Source organism: Pantoea sp. USMM079 (genome assembly GCF_037153115.1).
Classification (GTDB): domain Bacteria; phylum Pseudomonadota; class Gammaproteobacteria; order Enterobacterales; family Enterobacteriaceae; genus Pantoea; species Pantoea communis.
In genome coordinates, this window is sequence record NZ_JBBCKX010000010.1 from 62,505 (window position 1) to 85,771 (window position 23,267).

General features: G+C 55.3%; 23 protein-coding genes. 17 read left to right on the top strand and 6 right to left on the bottom strand.

Annotated elements, in window-relative coordinates:
- Positions 1-21: 21 nt before the first annotated feature.
- The gene (gene mrcA, locus WFP70_RS15015) at positions 22-2,571 is read right to left on the bottom strand and encodes a peptidoglycan glycosyltransferase/peptidoglycan DD-transpeptidase MrcA (protein ID WP_337023713.1); all 2,550 of its coding nucleotides are present in this window, start codon (positions 2,569-2,571) and stop codon (positions 22-24) included.
- A gap of 242 nt (positions 2,572-2,813) precedes the next feature.
- On the opposite strand from mrcA, the gene pilM reads away from it, so the two are divergent.
- From pilM to trpS, 12 genes are all read left to right on the top strand, one after another.
- A complete protein-coding gene (pilM, locus tag WFP70_RS15020) occupies positions 2,814-3,623 on the top strand; it encodes a pilus assembly protein PilM (RefSeq protein ID WP_160868900.1) in 810 nt (269 codons plus the stop codon).
- Positions 3,620-4,165 carry a PilN domain-containing protein gene (locus tag WFP70_RS15025; protein ID WP_337023712.1) on the top strand — a complete coding sequence of 182 codons (546 nt, stop codon included), beginning with the start codon at positions 3,620-3,622 and terminating at the stop codon, positions 4,163-4,165. Before pilM ends, WFP70_RS15025 begins: the two co-directional genes overlap by 4 nt.
- Positions 4,158-4,652, top strand: a complete 495-nt coding sequence (locus tag WFP70_RS15030; protein ID WP_337023711.1) for a HofO family protein — start codon at positions 4,158-4,160, stop codon at positions 4,650-4,652. The genes WFP70_RS15025 and WFP70_RS15030 overlap by 8 nt, the downstream gene beginning before the upstream one ends.
- Entirely contained in the window at positions 4,642-5,022 is a 381-nt protein-coding gene (locus tag WFP70_RS15035; protein ID WP_097119709.1) for a HofP DNA utilization family protein, read from the top strand. The genes WFP70_RS15030 and WFP70_RS15035 overlap by 11 nt, the downstream gene beginning before the upstream one ends.
- Positions 4,964-6,223, top strand: coding sequence for a DNA uptake porin HofQ (gene hofQ / locus WFP70_RS15040; protein WP_160834628.1), 1,260 nt, complete (start codon positions 4,964-4,966; stop codon positions 6,221-6,223). The genes WFP70_RS15035 and hofQ overlap by 59 nt, the downstream gene beginning before the upstream one ends.
- A 482-nt stretch (positions 6,224-6,705) precedes the next feature.
- Positions 6,706-7,227, top strand: coding sequence for a shikimate kinase AroK (aroK, locus tag WFP70_RS15045; protein ID WP_034820046.1), 522 nt, complete (start codon positions 6,706-6,708; stop codon positions 7,225-7,227).
- A gap of 39 nt (positions 7,228-7,266) precedes the next feature.
- On the top strand, positions 7,267-8,355 hold the full coding sequence (gene aroB / locus WFP70_RS15050) for a 3-dehydroquinate synthase (RefSeq protein ID WP_337023710.1): 1,089 nt from the start codon (positions 7,267-7,269) through the stop codon (positions 8,353-8,355).
- A gap of 173 nt (positions 8,356-8,528) precedes the next feature.
- Complete coding sequence (locus tag WFP70_RS15055; RefSeq protein ID WP_337023709.1) at positions 8,529-9,569, top strand: SPOR domain-containing protein; 1,041 nt, start codon at positions 8,529-8,531, stop codon at positions 9,567-9,569.
- Between the two features lie 96 nt (positions 9,570-9,665).
- On the top strand, positions 9,666-10,478 hold the full coding sequence (gene dam, locus WFP70_RS15060; protein ID WP_034819614.1) for an adenine-specific DNA-methyltransferase: 813 nt from the start codon (positions 9,666-9,668) through the stop codon (positions 10,476-10,478).
- 65 nt (positions 10,479-10,543) lie between these two features.
- On the top strand, positions 10,544-11,227 hold the full coding sequence (rpe, locus tag WFP70_RS15065) for a ribulose-phosphate 3-epimerase (RefSeq protein ID WP_034819612.1): 684 nt from the start codon (positions 10,544-10,546) through the stop codon (positions 11,225-11,227).
- Positions 11,211-11,888, top strand: coding sequence for a phosphoglycolate phosphatase (locus WFP70_RS15070; RefSeq protein WP_160834626.1), 678 nt, complete (start codon positions 11,211-11,213; stop codon positions 11,886-11,888). The genes rpe and WFP70_RS15070 overlap by 17 nt, the downstream gene beginning before the upstream one ends.
- Before the next feature lie 15 nt (positions 11,889-11,903).
- Positions 11,904-12,908 (top strand): tryptophan--tRNA ligase, encoded by a 1,005-nt coding sequence (gene trpS / locus WFP70_RS15075; protein WP_034819607.1) that lies wholly within the window; start codon positions 11,904-11,906, stop codon positions 12,906-12,908.
- 58 nt (positions 12,909-12,966) lie between these two features.
- Here the strand turns inward: trpS and cysG are convergent, their stop codons facing one another.
- From cysG to nirB, 4 genes are read right to left on the bottom strand one after another with little or no spacing between them, the layout of a single operon-like run.
- Positions 12,967-14,331 (bottom strand): siroheme synthase CysG, encoded by a 1,365-nt coding sequence (gene cysG, locus WFP70_RS15080; protein WP_337023708.1) that lies wholly within the window; start codon positions 14,329-14,331, stop codon positions 12,967-12,969.
- A gap of 43 nt (positions 14,332-14,374) precedes the next feature.
- The gene (gene nirC / locus WFP70_RS15085; protein WP_337023707.1) at positions 14,375-15,178 is read right to left on the bottom strand and encodes a nitrite transporter NirC; all 804 of its coding nucleotides are present in this window, start codon (positions 15,176-15,178) and stop codon (positions 14,375-14,377) included.
- 30 nt (positions 15,179-15,208) lie between these two features.
- Positions 15,209-15,535 (bottom strand): nitrite reductase small subunit NirD, encoded by a 327-nt coding sequence (nirD, locus tag WFP70_RS15090; RefSeq protein ID WP_038644290.1) that lies wholly within the window; start codon positions 15,533-15,535, stop codon positions 15,209-15,211.
- Complete coding sequence (nirB, locus tag WFP70_RS15095; RefSeq protein WP_337023706.1) at positions 15,532-18,072, bottom strand: nitrite reductase large subunit NirB; 2,541 nt, start codon at positions 18,070-18,072, stop codon at positions 15,532-15,534. The genes nirD and nirB overlap by 4 nt, the downstream gene beginning before the upstream one ends.
- A gap of 297 nt (positions 18,073-18,369) precedes the next feature.
- Here nirB and WFP70_RS15100 point away from each other — a divergent pair, with 297 nt between their 5' ends.
- Complete coding sequence (locus WFP70_RS15100; RefSeq protein ID WP_337023705.1) at positions 18,370-19,653, top strand: cytosine deaminase; 1,284 nt, start codon at positions 18,370-18,372, stop codon at positions 19,651-19,653.
- A 92-nt stretch (positions 19,654-19,745) separates the two neighbouring features.
- Here WFP70_RS15100 and tsgA read toward each other — a convergent pair whose 3' ends face one another.
- Complete coding sequence (gene tsgA / locus WFP70_RS15105; protein ID WP_097119703.1) at positions 19,746-20,924, bottom strand: MFS transporter TsgA; 1,179 nt, start codon at positions 20,922-20,924, stop codon at positions 19,746-19,748.
- 262 nt (positions 20,925-21,186) lie between these two features.
- Between tsgA and ppiA the strand changes: the two genes are divergently transcribed.
- The 4 genes from ppiA to WFP70_RS15125 all read left to right on the top strand — a co-directional run bounded on the left by ppiA (position 21,187) and on the right by WFP70_RS15125 (position 23,222).
- Positions 21,187-21,759, top strand: coding sequence for a peptidylprolyl isomerase A (gene ppiA, locus WFP70_RS15110; RefSeq protein WP_034819591.1), 573 nt, complete (start codon positions 21,187-21,189; stop codon positions 21,757-21,759).
- Between the two features lie 98 nt (positions 21,760-21,857).
- Entirely contained in the window at positions 21,858-22,022 is a 165-nt protein-coding gene (locus tag WFP70_RS15115) for a YhfG family protein (RefSeq protein ID WP_072016960.1), read from the top strand.
- Entirely contained in the window at positions 22,012-22,605 is a 594-nt protein-coding gene (locus tag WFP70_RS15120) for a putative adenosine monophosphate-protein transferase Fic (RefSeq protein WP_337023704.1), read from the top strand. Before WFP70_RS15115 ends, WFP70_RS15120 begins: the two co-directional genes overlap by 11 nt.
- A 41-nt stretch (positions 22,606-22,646) precedes the next feature.
- Positions 22,647-23,222: an aminodeoxychorismate synthase component II gene (locus tag WFP70_RS15125; protein WP_337023703.1), complete on the top strand. Its 576-nt coding sequence runs from the start codon at positions 22,647-22,649 to the stop codon at positions 23,220-23,222.
- Positions 23,223-23,267 lie beyond the last annotated feature (45 nt).

The window sequence follows — 23,267 nt, forward strand, 5'->3', positions numbered from 1 at the left end:
CGAATACGCCGGCTTTTTTGATCAGAACAGTTCGTGGCTTTGGCCGTTGTCCATGAGTGTGGTGCCCACATCATGCACTGAATACTCCGTTGGCTGAGTGCCATTGATGAAGTACTCCTGACGGGTATTGCCGCCACCGTTGGCCAGCTTGCCCGTACCGCGATCGATCGTCACAGTGACAACGCCATCTGGCGGTGTCAGCGGCTGTACCGGCACGCCATCCAGCGCAGATTTCATGTACTCATCCCAGGCAGGCTGAGCACTCTTCGCGCCGCCTTCATAGCCAGAAATCTGGTCAGGAATCGCGCCTGACATGGTCGAGCGGCCCAGCGCGCGTGAATCATCAAAACCAATCCACACTGAGGTCACGACACCAGGGCCGTAACCCGAGAACCACGCATCCTTTGAACTGTTGGTGGTACCGGTTTTTCCGCCGATATCGTTACGCTTCAGGTCACGACCCGCACGCCAGCCTGTCCCCATCCAGCCTGGCTCACCGAACACGTTGGAGTTCAGTGCGCTTTTGATCAGGAACGACAGCGGTGTATTAATCACATGCGGTGCGTATTGCTGGTCACCTGCGGGTTGCGGCTGAGCAGGCACTTGCTCCAGCTCCGGCTGTGGCACCGCCTGATTCTGCGATTGATCGGAGGTCGCGACGTTTTCCACGCTCTCTTCGCTCAACGCCAGCGATTTTTTGGTATCACCGTAGATCACCGGCAGATTGCACTGTGGGCAGGCAATCTTCGGTTTCTCTTCGAACACCACGCCGCCTTGTTCATTCTCAATTTTGGTAATGAAGTAAGGATCGACAAGGAAGCCGCCGTTAGCCATCACGGCATAACCGCGCACCACCTGCATTGGGGTAAACGAAGCCGCACCCAGTGCCAGCGATTCGGTATGGATGATGTTCTGTGCTGGGAAGCCGAAGCGCTGCAGATACTCTGCGGCGTAATCCACACCCATCGCACGCATCGCACGTACCATCACCACGTTTTTCGACTCACCCAGGCCCTGACGCAAGCGGATAGGCCCCGCATAGGTCGGCGGTGAGTTTTTGGGGCGCCAGTCGGCTCCGGCACCCGCATCCCAACGTGAAATAGGCACATCGTTCAGAATGGAAGCCAGCGTCAGTCCACGGTCCATCGCGGCGGTATACAAGAACGGTTTGATGTTTGAACCAACCTGACGCAGTGCCTGTGTCGCACGGTTGAACATACTCTGGTTGAAGTCGAAACCACCGACCAGCGCGCGTACCGCACCGTCTTCTGGATTGAGCGAGACGAGGGCCGAGTTGACCAGCGGCACCTGACCTAACCACCAATCGTTATCGACTTTACGCACCCAAATCTGCTGGCCTGCCTGCAGTACCTGCGTCACGCTGCGGGGCGTCGGGCCTTGTAGCGTGTCGGATTTGTAAGGACGCGCCCAGCGAACGCCCGTCATACTCAGAGAGACGCTGCTGCCGTCTTTCATCATCGCGGTGGCTTCATCGGCCGTGGCAGTGGTCACCACGGCAGCATTCAGTGGACCGTAGGTGGGCAGATCTTTCAGCGCGTTTTGAATGCGGCTCTTATCCCAGCTTGCTTCGCCCACTTTCCACAGCACGTTAGTCGGGCCGCGATAACCATGACGCATGTCATACGCCATCACGTTATTGCGCACCGCTTGTTGTGCGGCCTCCTGCAGATGACGCGTGAGGGTGGTATACACTTTGTAGCCATCATCGTAAGCGGCATCACCATAGCGTTTCACCATCTCCTGACGCACCATTTCGCTCAGATAAGGTGCGGAGAAGGCAATTTCGGGACCATGATAGGTTGCGACCAGCGGCGTGTTGCGCGCGGTATCATATTGCTGCTGCGTGATGTAATTCTGGTCAAGCATACGCGCCAGTACCACATTACGACGCGCCAGCGCGCGCGCATGAGAGTAAAGCGGGTTAAAGGTTGACGGTGCTTTCGGCAGACCGGCAATCATCGCCATCTCACTCAACGAAAGCTGATCAACCGGCTTACCGAAATAGACCTGTGCAGCCGCTCCGACACCATAGGCGCGGTAACCCAGATAAATTTTGTTGAGGTAGAGCTCGAGGATTTCATCCTTGCTCAGCAGTTGTTCAATGCGAATCGCCAGGAACGCTTCCTTGATCTTACGCATCAGCGTGCGTTCAGGGCTAAGGAAGAAGTTACGCGCCAGCTGTTGCGTAATGGTACTGGCACCCTGCGAAGCATGGCCGGACACCAGCGCGACGCTGGCAGCACGGAAAATGCCCACCGGGTCGACACCATGGTGCTCATAGAAACGGCTGTCTTCGGTTGCAATGAACGCTTTGATCAGCTCAGGCGGCATCTGTTGCAAGGTGAGCGGCACGCGGCGCTTCTCACCGTACTGGGCGATCAGTTCGCCATCCGCGCTGTAAACCTGCATTGGGGTTTGCAAACGCACGTCTTTCAGCGTGTTCACATCAGGCAGCTGCGGCTCTATGTATTTGTACAAACCATAAACCGTGCCTGCTCCCAGCAGAATGCAACACACTGTAAGAATCAATAAATACTTTACGAACTTCACCTGAGAATTCCCATCTGTTGTCGTTTGGGCAGTTTATAAACAATCGCGCGGTAGTATAAAGGCAAGCCTGACGCTTTGATATACCCGTCATACTTCGAGCGGCAGCTACGTCGGCTGCGCGAGCTCACCTTAGACGCTGACTTCGGTAAGCGCCTGAGTAATAGCTCGTTTTCCGCCTTGCCGCCACTCGAAAGATTGAGGGTCTCTCTTTTTTTACCTTAAAAGATAAGGAGATCGCGCATATGGCTTTTCAGCGCTGGCAAATTGGATTGGACATCCAAAACGGGCAACTCTGCGCCCTGGGCATTGAACGCCGACGTCATGGCTGGCAGTTACGCCATTGGTGGCAGCAACCGCTGCCGCACGATACGTTACGCAACGGCGTGTTGCAAACTACCCCACTGTTACAGGAGATGTTGACGCGCTGGCAGCGCCATCTGCCGAAACGCTATTCACTGCGAGTTGGCTTGCCCCCGCAACTGGTGTTGCAGCGAACATTGCCGCTGCCAGAAACCTCGCTCAGTGAGCCGGCAATGAGCCGTTATGTGGCATCCTCGGCACCACGCTTGTTTCCGGTTGAACCCGCCACGCTGTCGATTGACTACCGCTCGGCACGCAATGCAACGCAGCTGTGCATTACGGCGGCTCGGCGTGAAGTGATTGCGCAGTGGCTGGCGCCGTTAAAGGAGGCTGGCCTGCGACCCGATGTCTTTGAACTGAGCAGCCTGGCGTTGACCCAAATCGCCATGCGCATGCCGCTGCATCGTGACCAACTTTTAATCCATCCGCTTAGCGATCACTGGCTATGGACGTTAGCCGGTGAGCCGGGCACATCAGGCGCGGCCACAGAGCCTCTAACGCTGGCGAAACTGCGTGAAACCTTCCCTCAGGCATCCTCCATCTTTTGCACCTCGACCTACAGCCTGGCTGAACCCAGCGTGGCGCACTGTCAACCGCTTTCATTACTGCATTACCGGCAGCCGCCATTGCCCGCGCACGAAGGGGAATTTGCCATTGCGCTGGGTCTGGCGCTGCGCCCGGAGGATGCATGATGCTGGCCGTCAATTTATTACCCTGGCGCGTCCGGTTGCAGCAGCGCCGCCGCCAGCAAAGTTTTTCCCTGCTGGGATGCGTCCTGCTGGCGACTTTAATGATGGTGCTGTCGTTATGGTGGCGCGGAAGCCAGACACAGGGCCAGATGCACAGGACGTTGGCGGATATCAGCCAACAGCATGAAGCGTTGCAACGCCAGTTGACGCGACAGCAACTGCTGCTGCAGCAACGCGATGAGCTATTAGAGACGCAGCGGATACGGCAGCGTAAAAAGGATGAGCATCAGCGCTGGCAACAGTTCTGGCTGCGCTTGCCAATGTTGATGCAGGACACGCTTTGGCTCAAACGGGTGGAGCGGCGCCAGGGCGTCTTGCTGTTCGAGGGGCAGGCGCAGAGCATGATGGCGATCCAGGATTTTCGTCATCAATTGATGCGGCAGCCGCTGTTTGCCACGGTTAAACCGGCCAGCGTGCAGCGCCAAACCGCTGGGCACTATCGATTTGTCTTGCGCGCGCGGATGCAGGAGAACATCGGTGAATGATGCATTACAGCGCTGGCTCGCTTTAGCCCTGATGTGGCGGATTGCCTGCCTGTTAGGCATGTCTCTGCTGCTGATGCTTATGGCGTGGTGGATTTTGCTTCGCCCGCAGCAACAGGTCCATGCTGGCCAATTACGCCAGCTGGCGGTGTTGTCACAACAGGTGATGCAGCGTCAGCAGCTATTGGCTGCACGACCTGCCATCAACGTACTCGAACAGGAAATCGCACGGTTACAGCAACCCATGAGTGGCGTCACTGAGCAAGCTACGCTTGAAGCTTTGATCACCGCGCGCGGCGATCAACTGGAAAGCTGGCTACCGGATAATCAGCCGCAGCAGTTACAGCTGCGGCTCGGCTGGGCGCAATTTGTTCCGCTGTTTTCAGCGCTGTCATTGACTCGCCTGCCTGTGCCGCAGCGCTTTGAACTCAAAGAAGAGCAGGGAGCGCTGAACACACAGCTGTGGCTGGAGGATGGAGATGCGCCATAGTGCATGGCTGTTAGTGCTGTGGAGCGGCTTTACGCTGGCACGCGATCCCTTTCAGCCGCTGCCCGAGGTGCAATGTCGGATGCAGGTAGCTGAACCTGATGGCTGGCGGTTGCAGGGCATTATCGGTACTCCCACGCGCTATGTTGCCTGGCTACGCTCACCAGAAGGAAAAAATCATCGGCTTGGCCCTTCGGCTCGGTTACCGCGCTCAAGCTGGCAGGTGGCAGCATTAACCGCGAATAGCATGACCTTGCATGTCGCGCAAAGCTGCCCACCGCAGCAAATCATCTGGTCTATAAAAGGAGGATATTATGAAATGGATGACACTACTGCTGTGCCTGAGTTTGAGCCTGCCCCTGCAGGCAAATGAAGAACGCTTAAGCCTGGTGTTTGATGATGCCCCCGTTGAACGTATTTTGCAGGCGCTGGCAGATTATCAACAAACCAACCTGCTGATTGCACCTGGCGTTGAAGGGCGCTTATCACTGCGTCTGGAAAATGTAGGATGGGAACGCGCACTGGCGCTGGTGACCCGGCTGGCAAAACTCACCGTAGTGCAGGAAGAGGGCGTGCTGCTGGTTTATCCCGAAAGCTGGCAACAGATGCAGACACAACAGGCGAAAACAGAGCATGAGGAGCGGCAACAGCAACTTCCTCTCGAACAGCAGTCCGTTACGCTGCATTACGCCAATGCCAGCGATGTCTATCGTAGTCTGCAAGCGGAGCGTTCACTCCTCACTTCACGCGGCAGTGTCACGGTCGATAGCCGCACCAACAGCTTGTTATTGCGTGACACCGCCGCCGCGTTGCGTGACGCCTCGCGCTGGTTGCGCGCGCTGGATATGCCACTCGAACAGGTCGAGTTGTCTGCCCACATCATCACTATCAATGAAGAACATCTGCGTGAGCTGGGGGTGAACTGGCACACCGCACCTGCCCAAAGTGTGACGGCAGCCTTGCATCATCCACAGCTGGAGATCCCATTGGCGGTGAATAATCCTGCTTTGCGTGCGGGCGTTACGCTGGGGCAGGTCAGTGGCGGATTGCTAAATCTGGAACTCAGCGCGCTTGAGCAGGAGAACCAAATTGAAATCATCGCCAGTCCGCGGCTTTTTACCTCTCATCAGCAAACCGCTTCCATTAAACAGGGAACCGAAATTCCTTACGAGGTGAAGTCGGGCAGCAGTGGTGCAACGGCGATTGAATTTAAAGAGGCAGTGTTAGGGATGGAAGTGACGCCCATGGTGCTGGGGAATGGACGGATTCAGTTAAAACTGCGCTTAAGCCAGAACATGCCGGGGCGCAGCCTGAACGTGGGTGAAAGTAGCGTGCTGAGTATTGATAAGCAGGAAATTGAAACGCAGGTGACGCTGCGTGATGGCGAAACGTTGGCGCTGGGCGGGATTTTTCAACAACAGCGCATGCAGACCGAACAGCGGGTACCTTGGTTGGGTGAACTGCCCCTATTGGGAACGCTGTTCCGTCAGCAAACCAAAGAACATAAAAAGAAGGAGTTGGTGATCTTCATTACCCCCAGACTGGTCAGGGAAGCAGCGCTTACAGCCGGATAAAGCGGAAAATTCACTCTGATTTGCCATCTGCGTTGACGCAGGGCAGGAATTAGCTTACAAGGTTTAGCGATTTTTAAAACGGTGTAGCGGAACGCGGCAGGATAACCTTCCGATGGGCGTCAGTCACAAGCGATACTGGCGTCAGAATATATTTTCCTTAAATAAATTGAGTTAAAGCGCGGTGGTAAAAGCGTTCATTTCTAAGCTTATTTCTGTAAGTTTCAGGGATGAAAAGACACAGCCAACGCGCATGCTGCTTGAAGTGTGAAGGAAAACAGGAGGGGCGTTACCGTCTCGCGAACCACAGACCGGTCCTGTTACAAGGTCGCCGGGGGCAATTTATTCGGTTGCCAAACGGCCATGAGTGTTGAGATAATTTTCCGTCTGACTCTTGTTAATGCTCATGAGGTCTCAGTTCCTGTCCCGCCAGCACTATGCTGAACGCGGGGTATCATCAACGAATTCTTAGTAATACCGATAAAATGGCAGAGAAACGCAATATCTTTCTGGTTGGGCCGATGGGTGCCGGCAAAAGCACTATTGGTCGTCAGTTAGCTCAGCAACTCAATATGGAATTTTTCGATTCCGATCAGGAAATTGAGCGACGTACCGGAGCGGATGTAGGCTGGGTATTTGATGTGGAAGGCGAAGACGGTTTCCGCGATCGCGAAGAGAAGATCATTAATGAACTCACCGAGAAACAAGGCATTGTCCTGGCGACCGGTGGTGGTTCTGTCAAATCCCGTGAAACCCGCAATCGTCTCTCCGCCCGCGGCGTGGTCGTTTATCTTGAAACGACTATCGAGAAGCAACTTGCTCGTACACAGCGTGATAAAAAACGTCCGTTGTTACAGGTTGAAGAGCCACCGCGCGAAGTACTGGAAGCTTTAGCTGGCGAACGTAATCCACTTTATGAAGAGATCGCTGACGTCACTATTCGCACTGACGATCAAAGTGCAAAAGTTGTCGCCAATCAGATCATCAACATGCTGGAAAAAAATTAATCCAGCGCCCTGACGGCTCAGCAATAGGTATCGGTCATCATGGAGAAGATCACTGTCTCACTCGGGGATCGTAGTTACCCCATCACCATCGCTGCCGGACTGTTTAACGATCCGGCTTCTTTTTGGCCGCTAAAAGCAGGCGATAACGCCATGCTGGTGACCAATGAGACGCTTGCCCCGATCTACCTCGACAAGCTGTCAGCACTGCTTTCGCAGGCGGGCGTGAAGGTGGATCAGGTGATTTTACCTGATGGTGAAAAGTACAAGACGCTCGCTGTGATGGACGATGTCTTCACCGCGCTGCTGCAGAAACCGCATGGACGTGATACCACGTTAATTGCGCTCGGCGGCGGTGTGATTGGCGATCTTACTGGGTTTGCTGCTGCGAGCTATCAACGCGGTGTGCGCTTTATCCAGGTACCGACAACGCTGCTGTCTCAGGTCGACTCTTCGGTCGGCGGTAAAACAGCCGTCAACCATCCGCTGGGCAAAAACATGATTGGTGCCTTCTACCAGCCAGCCTCAGTGGTGGTCGATACCGATTGCCTGGCTACGCTGCCGGCGCGCGAATTGGCGTCTGGTCTGGCAGAAGTGATCAAATACGGCATTATCCTCGACGGGGAATTCTTCCAGTGGCTCGAGCAGAATCTTGATGCGCTGCTGGCATTGGATCAGCAAGCCCTGGCCTACTGCATCCGTCGCTGCTGTGAACTCAAAGCTGAAGTGGTTGCCGCCGATGAGCGTGAAAACGGTCAACGCGCACTGCTCAATCTGGGCCATACTTTTGGTCATGCGATTGAAGCGCACATGGGCTATGGCAACTGGTTACACGGTGAAGCGATTGCGGCGGGAATGGTCATGGCTGCCCGTACCGCCGAACGTCTGGGTCAGTTCATTTCGACGGATACCGATCGTATTATCGCGCTATTTCTGCGTGCCGGTTTACCGGTGCACGGCCCGGAAAGCATGAAAGCAGAAGCGTATCTTCCGCACATGATGCGCGATAAGAAAGTGCTGGCGGGTGAAATGCGTTTGGTGCTGCCTCTCGCAATTGGCCGCTCTGAAGTGCGCGCAGGTGTGGCACATGATATGGTGCTGGCTGCGATTAACGATTGTATAAAATACTGAAGATATCCGGAATAAGTTGAGCTGCAGCAAGGTGAGCATTGCATGCATTCCAGGCGCTGATGTGAGTGAGCGTCTGGATAATAAAGTGCAACCAACGCCGTTTCAGCTTGAGTATGACGGGTAGAGTGGTGATGCGGTGCGTGGGAAGCGTGCCGTTTTACGGAGGAGGCTAGATGGATGAGTTCAAACCGGAAGACGAGTTAAAACCTGATGCCAGTGACCGCCGTCCTACGCGGCCACGCAAAACGTCTTCTGCGCCGAAAGTGAAGGTACCTGTTTCTCGTCAGCATATGATGATGGGGATCGGCATCCTGGTTCTGCTGTTGGTAGTACTGGGCATCGGTTCGGCTTTGACCGGTCCAGATGAAAAGAAACCAGCGACCACTGCTAATAATGGCAATGCGGCGCCAACGGCAACCGGCGGTGAAAAGAACATCGACCTTTCCGGCTCGACGTCCATGAGCGGCCAGCAAAACGCCACGCCTTCAGCGGAAGGAAACGCACCTCAGACGCCAGCGACATCCTCCTCTTCAGCAGGCGGCGATTCCAACTCGATTTCTATGCCAGCGGTGTCTTCAACACCGACGCAGGCTGCGCCTGTCGATACGCCAGCCAATCAGCAACGTGTGACGCTGCCGGGCGATCTCAACAATGCGTTGAGCAACCAGCAAGGTCAGGTTGATAACGCGGCACAGGGTGCACAAGGCAACAGTTCATTGCCGACCGCGCCTGCTACCGTAAGCGGTAACGGTAAAGCGATAACGCCTCCGGCGATGCGTTCTGAGACATCTGCGCGTGCCAATAGCAACGGTTCACGTGAAGCGCACAGCAACACCGCGCACAAAGCGCCGGCCACGTCGAAACCTGTAGCCGGAGCAAAAGAGAATAAAACACATACCACCGCTGCACACAATGCACCTGTGAGTGCCAGCAGCGGTGCCAGTAAGTCACTGCCAACCGGTGGCAGCTACACGCTGCAGTTGAGCGGTGCCTCGAAAGAAGAGAGCCTGAATGCCTGGGCGAAGAAACAAAATCTGAGCGGTTATCACGTGTATAAGACCACGCGTAACGGTCAGCCCTGGTATGTGCTGGTCAGCGGTGCTTACGCTACGCCAGCCGATGCCAAGCGCGCAGTGGCATCACTGCCTGCTGAAGTTCGTGCGGCAAATCCGTGGGTAAAACCGTTGAGTCAGGTGAAGAAAGAAAGCCAGTAATTGATGTGGGGCTGCGTTCTCGTGGCCCCGTTTAAAGCGCAGAGCTGCTGTCGGTTCCACCACAGCCCATAATTAAGATGTAATAACCACGACAGCATGAAGAAAAATCGCGCTTTCCTTAAATGGGCCGGAGGGAAATACCCGCTGCTTGACGATATCCGTCGTCATTTGCCACAAGGTGACTGTTTAGTCGAACCTTTTGTGGGTGCCGGTTCCGTGTTCCTCAACACCGATTATGATCGCTATCACCTGGCGGACATCAACGGTGACCTGATCAATCTCTATAACATCGTTAAAAACCGCACGGTTGAGTTTATTGAAGACGCGCGGCAGCTGTTCACGCCTGAAGGTAATATCGCAGAGACCTATTACGCGCAACGTCTGGCCTTTAACGCCAGCAAAGATGAATATCAGCGTGCATTACTGTTTCTCTATCTCAATCGGCATGGCTATAACGGTTTGTGCCGTTACAATCTGCGCGGTGAGTTCAATGTGCCTTTTGGTCGTTATCGCAAACCTTACTTCCCGGAAGCGGAGCTGTTGTGGTTTGCCGAACGGGCGCAAAAAGCGACCTTTGTCTGTGAATCGTACGATGTTACTCTGAACAACGCCCCTGCTGGCTCAGTGGTTTATTGCGATCCGCCGTATGCGCCCTTGTCGGCGACGGCGAACTTTACCGCGTACCACACCAATAGCTTTAGCCTGCGCGAGCAGCAGCATCTGGCCGAGCTGGCAAATAAGCTGGCACATGAAAACAGCATACCGGTGCTGATTTCCAACCACGACACGCTGCTCACGCGTGAGTGGTATCAGAATGCGGTTTTACACGTAGTCAAAGCCCGGCGTTCCATCAGCCGAAGCATAAGTGGTCGCACTCAGGTTGACGAACTGCTGGCGCTTTTCCGCTAGCCTGTTTCGTCCGCGACCAACGCATTACGCCAGCTCTGGCTGGCGCACAAAATTGGGAGAATCGGATGAAACAATTTTTGCTGGCCCCTTCAATTCTTGCTGCTGACTTTGCTCGCCTGGGCGAAGATACCGCCAAAGCGCTGGCAGCAGGCGGGGATGTGGTGCATTTCGACGTGATGGATAACCACTATGTGCCTAATCTGACCATGGGGCCAATGGTGCTGAAAGCGCTGCGCGACTATGGCATTACGGCACCGATTGATGTGCATCTGATGGTGAAGCCGGTGGATGCACTGATTCCAGAGTTCGCTAAAGCGGGCGCGACTTACATTACCTTCCATCCTGAAGCTAGTGAGCACGTTGACCGCACACTGCAACTGATCAAAGAGCACGGCTGTAAAGCGGGTCTGGTGTTCAATCCGGCGACGCCGCTCGATTACCTCGACTACGTGATGGATAAACTCGACATCATTCTGCTGATGTCAGTGAACCCTGGCTTCGGCGGCCAATCCTTCATTCCCGGCACGCTGGACAAATTGCGTCAGGCGCGTCGTCTCATTGATCAAAGCGGTTACGATATCCGTCTGGAAGTGGACGGTGGTGTGAAGATCGATAACATCGGTCAGATCGCGGCGGCAGGTGCGGATATGTTTGTGGCCGGTTCAGCGATCTTCGGTCACCCCGATTACAAAAAAGTGATCGACGAAATGCGCGGCGAACTGGAGAAAGTTAATGGCTCATTTCACTGATATCCGCGCGCTGGCGTTTGATCTCGATGGCACGCTGGTTGATAGCGCGCCGGGTCTGTCACAGGCCATCGATCATGCTTTAGGTGATTTGCAGTTACCGCCTCCTGGCCTGGCGCTGGCTTCCACCTGGATTGGCAATGGCGCAGATGTGATGATGACACGCGCGCTGACCTGGGCACTAGGCCGTGAACCGCACGCCGAAGAGCAGCGTGACGCACGCACGCTGTTTGACAAGTATTACGCCGAAACGGTGGAAGCGGGCAGCACGCTGTTCCCGCAGGTGAAAGAGACGCTGGCTGCTTTGCATGCCAAAGGCTTGCCGATGGCCATCGTCACCAACAAGCCGACGCCGTTTGTCGCGCCTTTGCTGCAATCGCTGGGCATTGCCGATTTCTTCACGCTGATTATTGGCGGTGATGATGTGGTGGTGAAAAAGCCCCATCCGGCAGCGATCTTTCTTGTTTTGGGTCACTTTGGCGTACTGCAAAAAGAATTACTGTTTGTTGGTGATTCTCGTAATGATATTCACGCGGCTCAGGCTGCGGGTGTACCTAATGTCGGTATGACGTTTGGCTACAACTATGGCGAGCCGATTGCCGCCAGCCAACCCGATCTCACTCTCGATACTTTTAGCGAACTTTTGCCCGCTCTCGGGCTGTAATTATCAGGATATAACATGAGCAAACCCATCGTTTTCAGCGGCGCCCAGCCTTCCGGTGAACTGACCATTGGCAACTATATGGGTGCGCTGCGTCAGTGGGTGCAGATGCAGGATGATTTTCACTGCATTTACTGCATCGTCGATCTGCACGCCATCACCGTTCGTCAGGATCCGGCTGCGCTGCGCAAAGCCACGCTGGACACGCTGGCGCTGTACCTTGCCTGCGGTATCGATCCAGCGAAAAGCACCATCTTTGTTCAGTCACATGTGCCAGAACACGCGCAGCTGAGCTGGGTACTGAACTGCTATGCCTACTTTGGCGAGCTGAGCCGTATGACGCAGTTTAAGGATAAGTCCGCGCGTTATTCTGAAAACATCACCGCGGGTTTGTTCGATTACCCGGTGCTGATGGCGGCCGATATTCTGCTGTATCAGACCAACCAGGTGCCAGTGGGCGAAGATCAGAAGCAGCATCTGGAACTGAGCCGCGATATCGCCGGCCGTTTCAATGCGCTGTATGGCGATGTGTTCAAAATTCCTGAGCCGTTTATTCCGAAATCAGGCGCACGCGTGATGTCGCTGCTGGAACCGACCAAGAAGATGTCGAAGTCGGATGACAACCGTAACAACGTGATTGGCCTGCTGGAAGACACCAAAGCGGTAGTGAAAAAGATCAAGCGCGCGGTAACCGATTCCGCCGAGCCGCCAGTGGTGCGTTACGACGTGAAAGAAAAAGCCGGTGTTTCTAACCTGCTGGATATTCTTTCTGGTGTCACCGGTAAGTCGATTCCGCAGCTGGAGCAGGAATTCGAAGGCAAGATGTATGGCCACCTGAAAGGCGAAGTGGCGGAAGCGGTTTCCGGCATGCTGACTGAGCTGCAGGAGCGCTATCATCGTTTCCGTAACGACGAAGCTTTCCTGAATCAGGTGATGCGTGATGGCGCCACCAAGGCCCGTGCGCAGGCGCAGGAAACGCTGAAGAAAGTTTATGAAGCGGTGGGTTTTGTGGCTCAGCCTTAATCAGCTAGCTGCCTGACCTATGAACGGCGAGTTGTGATGACTCGCCGTTTTTTTATGTTTAAAACCAGCGTAACTGGCGGCGCAGGCTGACCACGCGCCCGACGATAATCAGCGCCGGGCTGGCAAACTGCTGCGCCAGCGTGCTGAGTTCGGCTAACGTCGCGGTTTCCACCTGTTGTTCTGGCGTGGTGCCGTTCTGCACGATGGCGACCGGCATCGTCGCATCCATGCCATGCTGCAACAGCTGGCGCTGGATCTCGGGTGCCTGATTCAGCCCCATATAGAACACCAGCGTTTGCTGCTCTGCCGCCAGCTTACTCCACTCAATTTCGCCCTGTTGTTGCAGATGACCGGTGACAAAGCGCACGCTCTGCGCATGGTCGCGATGCGTCAGCGGAATGCCGCTGTAGGCGGCACAACCGGAGGCGGCGGTAATACCTGGCACCACGCTGAACGGAATGTTGTGCTGTGCCAGTACTTCTAGTTCCTCACCACCGCGACCGAAAATAAAGGGATCGCCGCCTTTCAGCCGTACCACGCGCTTGCCGCTCTGAGCCTGCTCTAACAGTAACTGGTTAATTTGCGACTGCGGCACGCAGTGATGTCCGGCCTGTTTACCGACGAAGATGCGTTCAGCATCGCGGCGCACCAGGTTGAGAATGGGTTCGGACACCAGACGGTCATACACCACCACATCGGCCTGCTGGATACACTGCAAACCTTTCAGCGTTAATAATCCGGCATCGCCTGGACCCGCGCCCACCAGCACCACTTCACCTTGTTGGGAGAGCGGCGCATCGAACAGCGTATCAACGATATGATCGGCGCGTGGCTTGTCACCATTCGCCAGCGTTTGCGCCAGACGATCGCTGGCAAAGAAGCGCTCCCAAAATGCCCGGCGCTGTCCCATGCTGGCGAAGGTTTTCTTCACCCGGCTGCGCAGTGTGCCAGCGAGTGAAGCCAGTTGGCCCAGATGCTGCGGCAGCATCGCTTCCAGCTTCTCACGCATCAGGCGCGCCAGCACCGGAGCGCGGCCACCGGAGGACACCGCAATCATCAGCGGGGAGCGATCGACAATCGACGGCATGATAGCGCTGGCTTCCTGCGGCGCATCCACCAGATTGCAGAAGATGCGGCGTGCTTCGGCGGCATCGCCCACTTGCTGATTCACAGCGTCATCGTCGGTGGCGGCAATGACCAGCCAGCAGCCCTCCAGCCACTGCTCTTCAAATGTGCCGGGCAATAGGTGCAACTTTCCCTGTTCAGCCCACTGCTGAAACGCAGGAGAGAATTGCACTGCGCCAACGTGCAGATCGGCACCGGCATCCAGCAGCAGGCGCGCTTTGCGCTCGGCTACATCGCCGCCGCCGACCAATAAACAACGCTTGCCTCGCAGACGGCAAAACAGCGGAAAATAGTCCATCGCTCATCCTCAAAAAAGCCCGCAATGTGCGGGCTTAAAAACGTTAAACCGATTTGAGCGCAGTGGCTTGTGGCGCCACTTGCGGCCGCTGAGCCTGTGGCGTGGCGTACCAGTATCCAAGGCCCATCAATACCATGCCAGAGAACATGTTACCCAGCGTCACCCACAGCAGGTTATGACCGATGCCGCTCAAGGTCAGGTCGGCATTATGCTGACCAAACCACGACAGTGCAAAGACCGTCATATTCGCTACCGAGTGTTCATAGCCGGAGGCGATGAACGCCAGCAGGCACCACCAGATGGCAATGAATTTTGCCGTGCCTTCGGTGCGCACTGCCATCCAGATCGCCAGACACACCAGCCAGTTGCACAGCGCACCCTTGAAGAACAGCGCCATGGCGGGCTGCGTGGTTTTCGCCAGCGCGGCACTGTGAATCAGTGCGCCTGCATTGGGTAGCATCGCACCGGCTGCGTAGTAGTAGAGCAGGGCGACAAACACCGAGCCAATCAGATTACCCAGCCAGGTTTGCGGCAATACGCACCACATCTGGCCCTGGCTGATGGTCCCGGCTTTGACGCCCACGGTGAGGAACATTGTATGGCCGGTAAACAGCTCCGACCCGGCAATGATCACCAGCGTCAGGGCGATACCAAAGGTCGCGCCCATGATCAGCGGACGCCAGGTTGGATCGGCCAGGTTGCCGAGAGTAAAAATCAGGATGATAGCGAGGCCGACGTAAGCGCCTGCCATCGCCGAGCTGATCCAGAAGGCCAGCGGGCTGTGCTGCGCCGTACGCACAATGCGCGCCGCGTTGGCGGCGCAGGTATTCAGGGTGTCAGTAAACATAGTGACGTCTCATAAAGTAAAAGAATTCTGTCAGGCGCACACTTCGACCTGGCCCGCAGTAACGCGCACCGGATAGCTCGCCACGGAACGGGCGGCATCTTCCAGGCAGACGCCGTCGCTTAAACGGAAGCGCTGTTTTTTCAGTGGGCTGGCGACCCACAGCGTGTGCTGATGTTCGGCAATCAGGCCGCGTGAGAGCACGCTGGCTGCGGAGAAAGGATCGATGTTACTCAGCGCATAGAGTTGCTCATCATCATGCGGACGGAAGATGGCAATCTGCTGGCCTTTTACCAACGCGCAGACGCCGGTGGCAGGCAGGATTTGTTCGAGTTCACACACGGAATGCCACTGGCTCATGCGTCGATCTCCTCAATCTGGGTGATGGCAATACGCTCGGCAGGGCTTGCCGGACGGTGCTGATCGCGCTGAGCGACGTGCTGCACCAGCGGATCGCGCTGATCGCTGTTGATGAAGGTGCTGAAGTGGATATGCTGCCGGGGATCGTTCACCGTCGCAGCCCATTCACACTCGACTTCAGCCCGCAGTCGCGCCAGTTCAGCTTCCAGTTGCGTATTCAGGCTGAGTTTGTCATCGATAATCACGCTGCGCAGATAGTCGATACCGCCCTCCATGCTTTCCAGCCACAGCGAGGTACGCTGCAATCGGTCACCGGTACGGATATAGAACATCATGAAGCGGTCGAGGTACATGAGCAGAGTGTCGCGATCCAGATCCGCCGCCAGCAGATCGGCGTGACGTGGCTTCATGCCGCCGTTGCCGCATATGTACAGATTCCAGCCTTTTTCCGTCGCGATGATGCCGACATCTTTGCCCTGCGCCTCCGCACATTCGCGCGTGCAGCCCGAGACGCCAAACTTCATTTTGTGCGGTGTACGAATGCCTTTGTAGCGGTTCTCGAGTTCGATACCGAAGCCGAGGCTATCGCCGACGCCATAGCGACACCAGGTGCTGCCCACGCAGGTTTTTGCCATGCGCAACGCTTTGGCATACGCCTGGCCGGTTTCAAATCCGGCATCAATCAGCTGCGACCAGATGGCAGGCAGGTCATCACGCTGGGCACCAAACAGGCCAATACGTTGTGAGCCGGTGATTTTGGTGTAAAGGTTGTACTGGCGCGCCACCGCTCCAATCGTCATCAACCCTTCAGGCGTGATTTCGCCCCCGGGTGAGCGCGGGATCACCGAGTAGGAGCCATCTTTCTGGATATTGCCAAGGAACAGATCGTTACTGTCCTGAAGTGGCGCGAGTTGTGGCTTGAGCACATAGTCGTTCCAGCAGGATGCCAGCAGCGAACCCACGGTGGGTTTGCACACTTCACAGCCATAACCCTGACCGTATTTCGCCAGTAAGGCATCGAAGGAAGTGATCTCTTCGACACGAATCAGGTGATACAACTCCTGACGTGAATAGGGGAAGTGTTCGCACAGGTGGTTGTTGACTTCGATGCCCTGACGGCTCAGTTCCGCGTTGAGCACCTGAGTGAGCAGCGGAATGCAGCCGCCGCAGCCGGTGCCGGCACGGGTTTCGCTTTTCAGCATCGCCACGGTGTGGCAACCGGCTTGCACCGCTTTGACGATATCGCCTTTGCTGACATCAAAGCAGGAGCAGATTTGCGCGCTGTCCGGCAGGGAATCGACTCCCAACACCGGCTTCTCGCCACTGCCTGCTGGCAAAATCAAACCTTCAGGATTATCGGGCAGCGCGATGTTATTCAGCGCCAGCTGTAGCAGATTGCCGTAATCGCTGGTGTCACCGACCAATACCGCGCCGAGCAGCGTGCGATTGTCTTCACTGACGATCAGGCGTTTGTAAATGTGTTTCTGTTCGTCGAGCCACATATAGCTGCGCGCGCCCGGCGTGCGGCCATGCGCATCGCCGATACCACCGACATCCACGCCCAGCAACTTAAGTTTGGCGCTCATATCGGCACCGGAAAAGGCACTGTCGCGTCCCAGCAACGCATCGCTGGCGACCTGTGCCATTTTGTAGCCCGGCGCGACTAAGCCGAACAGCCGGTTTTGCCAGGCTGCGCATTCGCCGACGGCATAAATTGCCGGATCGCGCGTCTGGCAGCGGTCATTGATGGCGATGCCGCCACGCTGGCCGATTTCCAGCCCACACTGTTTTGCCAGCTTGTCTTGCGGACGAATGCCAGTGGAGAACACGATGAAATCGACATCCAACGCGCTACCATCGGCGAATTCCAGCGTCTTACCGCCTTTTGCGTGGTGCACAATTTGCTGGGTATTTTTGCCGGTGTGTACACGCACACCCATTTGTTCGATCTTACGACGCAGTTGCTCGCCACCTTGCGCATCCAGCTGTTCCGCCATTAATCCGGGCGCGAACTCAATGACATGGGTTTCGATGCCGAGGTTTTTCAGTGCGCCTGCCGCTTCGAGACCCAGCAGACCGCCGCCAATCACGGCACCGCGTTGGCTGCGGCGGGCACAGGCTTCTATGGCGTTGAGATCTTCGATGGTGCGATAGACAAAGCAGTCACTGCCTTCGGCACCTCTTATCGGCGGTATCCACGGATAAGAGCCGGTGGCAAAAATCAGCGTGTCGTAATGCACCGCGCGACCGGTATTGGAGTGAATCAGTTTTTCATCGCGGTTGATGGTAATCGCCCGCTCACCGATCAGCAGGTTGACCTGATGTTTTTCGTAATAGCCGGGGCGAACCAGTGACAGCTCTTCAGCGGTGTGATGGGAGAAGTAGGCGGAAAGGTGGACGCGGTCATAGGCGACGCGCGGTTCTTCACAAAAGACGGTAATGGCAAATTGGCCGGGTTCGGCTTTGTCGATCAGTTCTTCTATAAAGCGGTGGCCGACCATGCCGTTGCCAATAATCACGACACTGTGCTTGCTCATGCTTGCCTCAAAAATTGCGGTATCTGCGCTTACGATAGCGCGCAATATCAGGCGCTTATTGATGCACATCAAGCGCACGGCCATATACCTATTTAGAGGTATGTAATTGATTTTGAACGAAAATGATAAGTGGCTTATTTGATTGGTTATTGTGCAGCATCGGTTGCCATCAGTGTCGCTGCTACAAACTGAGCTGAGGGCTTTTTTGCATGGTCATTTTGGCAGACTAAAAACCTATGGCACAGACGGAAAGATTTTCATGCTAGCTTAACCTGTGGCTTAAAACGGGAGGAAGGCATGGCGAATCGCACACTAAAGTGGATCAACAACCTGCGTCTGGCCGGCCAGCAGGGTCTGTGGCAGATGGAAATCAACGGCGGCAAAATAACGGCATTACGCCCCCAGCCACCGCAAATCACGCAGCAGGATGATGCGCTGGATGCCGAAGGAGGGCTGGCAAGTGCCCCATTTATCGAACCGCATATCCATCTCGACACCACGCAAACCGCCGGGCAGCCTGCCTGGAATCAGTCCGGCACGCTGTTTGAAGGTATTGAACGCTGGGCGGAGCGCAAGGCGCTGCTCAGCCATGACGATGTCAAACAGCGCGCACAGCAGACGCTGAAGTGGCAAATTGCCAACGGTATTCAGCATGTGCGTACCCATGTTGATGTTTCCGATCCTACTCTCACCGCGCTGAAAGCCATGCTGGAAGTAAAGGCGGAAATGGCGCCATGGATCGATATTCAAATCGTGGCGTTTCCGCAGGAGGGGATTCTCTCCTATCCAAATGGTGAAGCGCTGCTGGAAGAGGCATTGCGTCTCGGCGCCGATGTGGTGGGCGCCATCCCGCACTTCGAGTTCACACGCGAGTATGGCGTGGAATCGCTGCATAAAACCTTCGCGCTCGCTAACCGTTATGACCGCATGGTGGATGTGCACTGTGATGAGATCGATGATGAGCAATCGCGCTTTGTCGAAACCGTGGCGGCACTGGCACATCGTGATGGCAATGGCGAACGTGTTACCGCCAGCCACACCACGGCGATGCACTCCTACAACAACGCCTACACCTCGCGCTTATTCCGCTTGCTGAAGCTTTCAAAGATTAATTTTGTCGCTAACCCACTGGTGAACATTCACCTGCAGGGCCGTTTTGATAGTTATCCCAAACGCCGTGGCATCACGCGGGTGAAGGAGTTGCTGGAAGCCGATATTAACGTCTGCTTTGGCCATGATGATGTGTTTGATCCCTGGTATCCGCTCGGCACCGCCAGCATGCTGCAGGTGCTGCATATGGGATTACATGTCTGTCAGTTGATGGGCTACGAGCAGATCGACAATGGCCTGAGCCTGATTACCACCAACAGCGCGAAAACGTTGCAATTGAAGGATTACGGTCTGGCGGTAGGTGACCATGCCAGTCTGATTATTCTGCCGGCTGAAAGTGGCTTTGATGCGGTGCGCAGACAAGTGCCTGTGCGCTATTCAATACGGCAGGGAAGCGTGGTGGCGGCAACGCAGCCCGCGAGCAGTGAAATCTATTTGGGTGAGGCGGAAGCGGTGACATTCCGACGATAGTCGCTGCATAAAAAAAGAGTGCGCATCACTGCGCACTCTCTTGCTACTGAGCCAGGCAACAGAGGTGAACGTTCACCCCTGCACGTCACCGATTAGTGCGTAATATGGCCGTGCTGGCGATGTTTGGTCACAAAGCCCAGCAGCACGCACATCACAAACACCACGGCATACAGGCCATTGGCGGTAGAGAGCGCTGCATGTGCGCCGCCTTTCGCCACAATCGGGCCGGTAACCACAAAGGTCAGCATGGTGCCGACGGTGCCGCAGGTGAGGATAAAGTTCACCAGCTTCGGCGAAGAGACTTTGGTTTGCAGCGAACCCAGCGTAATGATGGTGGTGTAGATAGCGCTGGAGCTGAAGCCGAGAATCATAATGATCCAGTGCAGCATGCTGGCGTCACTGGTGGTGACAAACCAGTACATTAAACCGGTTGCCAGGGCCGCCAATACCATCAGGATGCGCTGCAGATCGAAGAAGCGCAGCAGGAAACTGAACACCCACATGCCGACCATGTACGCGGTCCAGAAGTTACCGACGAGCTGACCAGCCGCCGCAATATCCATGCCCATCGATTTGGTGGCGTACTCTGGCACCCAGGAGATAAAGCCCAATTGACCGAGGATGTAGCACAGCGCCGCGATAGACAGGAACAACACGCCGATGCCCCATTTCTCTTTCTCGCCGCCTTGCACGGCTGCTTCGCTTTTCAGTTCCGGGAATTCCACCATCAGCGTCAGGACAAAGATCGCGATGTAAATCACCCCGATGCAGGCGTATACCCAGTACCACGGCAGCATGCGCGCCAGCAGTACGCCAGCGATGATCGGGAAAATGGTACCGGCCATGCTGAAGAACGAGTCGGTAAACAGCAGGCGCGAACCACGCTGGCGACCATCGTACAGATGGGTAATCAGGAAGGTACCGATCGACATGGTGATACCGCTGACCACACCGAGCACAAACATGCACAGCGAGAAGACGGTCAGGTTATGGCTGGTCATCAGGCCTGCCACCGCGAGGATCATCAGCACAAAGCCAAAAATCAGCTGGCGTTTCAACGGCACAATCACCATCAGCCAGGCGTTAAGGAATACCGCGACCAGGATACCGGCATTCAGGAAGGTGAAAGTGTTGCTCATTTCTGAGATGGGCAACTGGAAGTATTGGGCAATATTATCCAGTACCATACCGGTAACGATCACCAGCGCGCCGGTGAGCGCGTAGGAGAAAAAGCTGATCCAGGTAAGGCCAATGCGATTACGGTTTGTCATGTTCTGAACCTGTGATGCGCCGGGATTGGCAAAAAGTGTCATGAATTGTAAATGCAACTGTGATCTTAATAAACAACGAGTGTAACGAGCGCGAAATATTTCATTAATAGTGTGATTTTCGTCACGCAAATGATTGCGCACCCCAAAAAGTATGACAATCGCAACATCAGCGTAAATATCGGTAAAACGCTGGCTCTTGTATAACTTGCTCTTTACAATCGATCTCGTTTTTGAGCTTGCACTCCATGGTAAGGAATCTTTCATGTTTAAACGTACTTTGACAGCGGCAGTCGCCCTGTTAGCGCTCTCTTCTGTATCCGCTACCGCTCTGGCAGCCAAAGGGGATACCCATGTGCTGCTCACCACCTCTGCGGGCAATATCGAACTCGAACTGAACAACCAGAAAGCCCCGGTTTCGGTGAAAAACTTTGTCGACTACGTCAACAACGGTTTCTACAACAACACTATCTTCCACCGTGTGATCCCGGGTTTTATGATCCAGGGCGGCGGTTTCACCACGGATATGCAGCAGAAGCAGACCGTGGCACCGATCAAGAACGAAGCCGACAACGGTTTGCGTAACCTGCGTGGCACCATCTCGATGGCGCGTACTGCAGATAAAGATAGTGCGACCAGCCAGTTCTTCCTCAACGTTGCGGATAACGCCTTCCTCGATCACGGTCAACGCGACTTCGGTTATGCGGTATTTGGTAAAGTTGTGAAAGGCCAGGATGTGATCGATAAGATTGCTCAGGTGCCAACCAAAGATGTCGGCCCGTACCAAAATGTGCCGTCAAAACCGATTGTTATCCTGTCTGCGAAAGTCCTGCCTTAATGAATTAACGCGCTGGCACTCGTCGGCGCGTTCTGCTGCTCTCCGGCAAAGCTAAAATTAGCTCTTATACTTAGGGCAAATTGCTTGTCGGAGGCGCAATGACCAGCCAACTCACCGAAAAACAGAAAGCCACCCTGTGGCAACAGCGCCGCATGGCCAGTTATCAGGCCAGTTGCCGTCTTGCCGGCTACGTACTCAGCGATATCAGCGCTGAGCAGCATGAAGAGCGACTTGAGTCACTAAGGAGGCAATATGGCGGATAACAGTCTGGCCGTGCGCGACCCTTATGTCTGGCACAACGACACGGTGTTGAAAAATCGTCTCGATATTCATGATGAAGCGCAGTTGCGTAAAGCGGAGTTGGCCTTTAGCGCGGCACGTCTGGCGACACTGGAACTCGGTCCGCGCAGCACCGGCATGCCGTGGTTGTGCCATATTCACCGCACGCTGTTTCAGGATCTCTACAGCTGGGCGGGGGAGTTGCGCAGCATTGATATCTGGCGCGACGAAACACCCTATTGCCATTGCGAATACATCGAGAAAGAGGGCAATGCGCTGATGAGCGCGCTGGAAGATGAGCAACAGCTGACAAACCTGACGCAGGATGAGTTTGTCGCGCGGCTGGCGCATTATTACTGTGAGATCTTCGTATTGCATCCGTTCCGCGCGGGTAATGGCCGCACGCAGCGCATTTTCTTTGAACAGCTGGCGCTGCATGCCGGTTACCTGTTGACGTGGGATAAGCTGGAACGAGAAATGTGGCGTACCGCGCTGTTTGCTGGTGTGTCGGGCGATCTGGCACCGCTGACGACACAGTTTGCGAAAGTGGTGAGTCCCGCACGGTAAAATGCGTAGAATAGCGGCGGTTTGACTGGCCTGAGGGCACTATGCTGCTGTTAATTGATAACTACGACTCCTTCACCTGGAATCTATACCAGTACTTCTGTGAGCTGGGCGCAGAAGTGCGCGTGGTGCGTAACGATGCCATCACGCTGGCGCAGATGGATGCGTTGCCGCTGACGCATCTGGTGATTTCACCCGGTCCCTGCACGCCGGATCAGTCCGGTGTGTCTCTGGATGCCATCCGCCATTTTGCCGGTCGCTTACCGATTCTCGGTGTTTGCCTCGGGCATCAGGCAATTGCGCAAGCCTATGGCGCGCAGGTGGTGCGGGCTCGTCAGGTGATGCACGGCAAAACCTCTGTTATCCAGCACACTCATCAAGGCGTATTTCGCGACCTTAATAATCCCCTCACCGTCACGCGCTATCATTCACTGATTGTGGCGCGCGATACGCTGCCCGCAGAATTCGAAGTCACGGCCTGGAGCCTGCGTGATGGTGAGCCCGATGAGATCATGGGCTTCCGCCACCGTACGCTGCCCTTAGAAGGGGTGCAGTTCCATCCTGAGAGCATCCTCAGCGAGCAGGGCCATCAGCTGTTGACTAATTTCCTCAACACGTAACTTATGTTTGCCTTCGTGTGATTTTTTATGCATATTTTGTGATTA